The sequence below is a fragment of the Nonomuraea lactucae genome, from assembly GCF_003313395.1.
Lineage (GTDB): Bacteria > Actinomycetota > Actinomycetes > Streptosporangiales > Streptosporangiaceae > Nonomuraea > Nonomuraea lactucae.
This window is the reverse complement of record NZ_QNFZ01000137.1, coordinates 1-1,945: the sequence shown is the minus strand read 5'-3', so window position 1 is coordinate 1,945 and position 1,945 is coordinate 1. Positions and strand designations below refer to the sequence as shown.

General features: G+C 73.8%; 3 protein-coding genes. All 3 read left to right on the top strand.

Translation table 11 applies throughout. The features are described from left to right. Positions 1-198 (top strand): hypothetical protein (locus DQW85_RS09420; RefSeq protein ID WP_205315003.1); only part of this gene is annotated, 198 nt, incomplete at its 5' end. A gap of 63 nt (positions 199-261) precedes the next feature. After that, positions 262-1,365 carry a glycerophosphodiester phosphodiesterase gene (locus DQW85_RS09415; RefSeq protein ID WP_240197052.1) on the top strand — a complete coding sequence of 368 codons (1,104 nt, stop codon included), beginning with the start codon at positions 262-264 and terminating at the stop codon, positions 1,363-1,365. A gap of 125 nt (positions 1,366-1,490) precedes the next feature. After that, on the top strand, positions 1,491-1,945 hold a 455-nt coding region (locus DQW85_RS09410), incomplete at its 3' end, for an AAA family ATPase (protein ID WP_240197051.1).

Genomic DNA, 1,945 nt, shown 5'->3' with positions numbered 1-1,945 from the left:
GGACCGGTCGAGGTGCCCGCGGGCGGCGTCGCGGGCACCGACCGGCCGCTCGGCACGGTGACCGGCGCGAGCGGCGGCTGGGCGGCGTTGTCGTTCGGCTTCGGCGACGCCGAGCTGCGGGTCATGGCGCCGGTGATGCCGAGGAGCGGCCTGTACGCCACCTACGGCGGCGGACCGTCTCCCACCGCGTCACGGTGATCCATCGCCGTGCGGTGGCCCGGCCGTAACTTCCGGGCCACCCGGGCGGCTTACCGTACCCGCATGATGATCCGCAGGCTAGTCGCGGGCGCGCTGGCCGTCCTGACGGGCGGTACGGTCGCCGTTGTGCTGTCCCAGTCCACTCCAGCCACGGCCGAGCGCCGCGGCCACGCCCCGATCGTGATCGGGCACCGCGGCGCGAGCGCCCACCGGCCCGAGCACACGCTGCTGTCGTACGAGGCCGCCATCGCGATGGGCGCCGACTACATCGAGCCCGACCTGGTCTCCACGAAGGACCACGTGCTGGTGGCCCGGCACGAGAACGAGATCTCCGGCACCACCGACGTGTCCACCCGGCCCGAGTTCGCCGACCGGCGCGCCACCAAGACGATCGACGGCCGGCAGGTGACCGGCTGGTTCACCGAGGACTTCACGCTCGCGGAGCTCAAGACGCTGCGCGCCAAGGAGCGCGTCCCCGATCTGCGGCCGGACAACGCCGCGTTCGACGGGCTGGCGGAGGTGCCCACGTTCGAGGAGGTCGTACGGCTGGCGCAGCGCCACGGCGTGGGCGTCTACCCGGAGACCAAGCACCCGAGCTACTTCGACTCCATCGGCCTGTCGCTGGAGGAGCCGCTGCTGGAGGTGCTGCACGCCAACCGGGTGCGCAAGGCCTTCATCCAGTCGTTCGAGACCGCCAACCTGCGCGAGCTGAGCTCGAAGACGCGGCTGCCGCTGATCCAGCTCATCACGCAGGGCGGCGCCCCGTACGACTGGGTGGCCGCGGGCGACAAGCGCACGTACGACGACATGGTCAAGCCGGAGGGGCTGCGCGAGGTGGCCGGGTACGCCGACGGGATCGGCGTGGACACGCGGCGGGTCGTCCCCGTGGGCCCGGACGGCAGGCTGCAGCAGCCAACCACGCTCATCTCCGACGCCCATCGCAGGCGCCTGGAGGTGCACGTGTGGACGGTGCGCAACGAGAACTCGCAGCTCCCCCTGGACCACCGCCTCGGCAACCCGGCGAGCCCCGTCTACAACCGGGCCACCGGCGACGTGATGGGCTGGCTGGGCAGGCTGGTGGAGCTCGGGATCGACGGGGCGTTCTGCGACGACCCCGCCATGGGCAGGGCCGTCGTCTCCCGCGGGGTCCGGCACCCGGCGCCCTGACCGGCGTCATCCGCTCGGGCGCCGCGCACAGCCGGTGGCCGCGGCGGGCCGCCTTGTTGGATCCCATGTGATGGGCGTTTGGTCTGCCCTATACTGCTTCGTCCAGTCGCCGGGAGGTCGAGATCGTGGCTGTCTCCGTGGGGGCCGTCCCGCCCGCGGCCCGTACGCTGCGCTACCCGGCGAGGTCGCTGGTGATCCTCACCGGGCTGCCCGGCGCGGGCAAGACCACGCTGCTGCGCCGCCTGTACGGCCTCGACGGCACGGAGAGCGCGCCCGTCGCGGCGGCGGACGTGACGGTGATCGACTCGACGCAGTCCCGGGCGCGCTGGGACGGGAGGCTCGGCTGGGCGCCCAGACCGGCGCGCACGGCCATCGTGTTCGCCACCCACCTCTGGCGCATCCGGCGCGCCCTCGGCGCCGGGCAGGCGGTGATGGCGCACAACCGCAGCTGCGGCCCAGCGGTGCTGCGCGGGTTCGCCTGGCTGGCCCGCCGCTCCGGCGCGGCCTTCCACCTGCTCCTGCTGGACGCGACCCCGGAGGAGGCGCTCGCCGGGCAGCGGGCCAGGCGCAGGGTCGTCGG

What these genes read in the sequence shown, in the direction of transcription:
- DQW85_RS09415 (WP_240197052.1), top strand. Translation starts at nt 262, where the DNA reads ATGATGATCCGCAGGCTAGTCGCGGGCGCGCTGGCCGTCCTGACGGGC.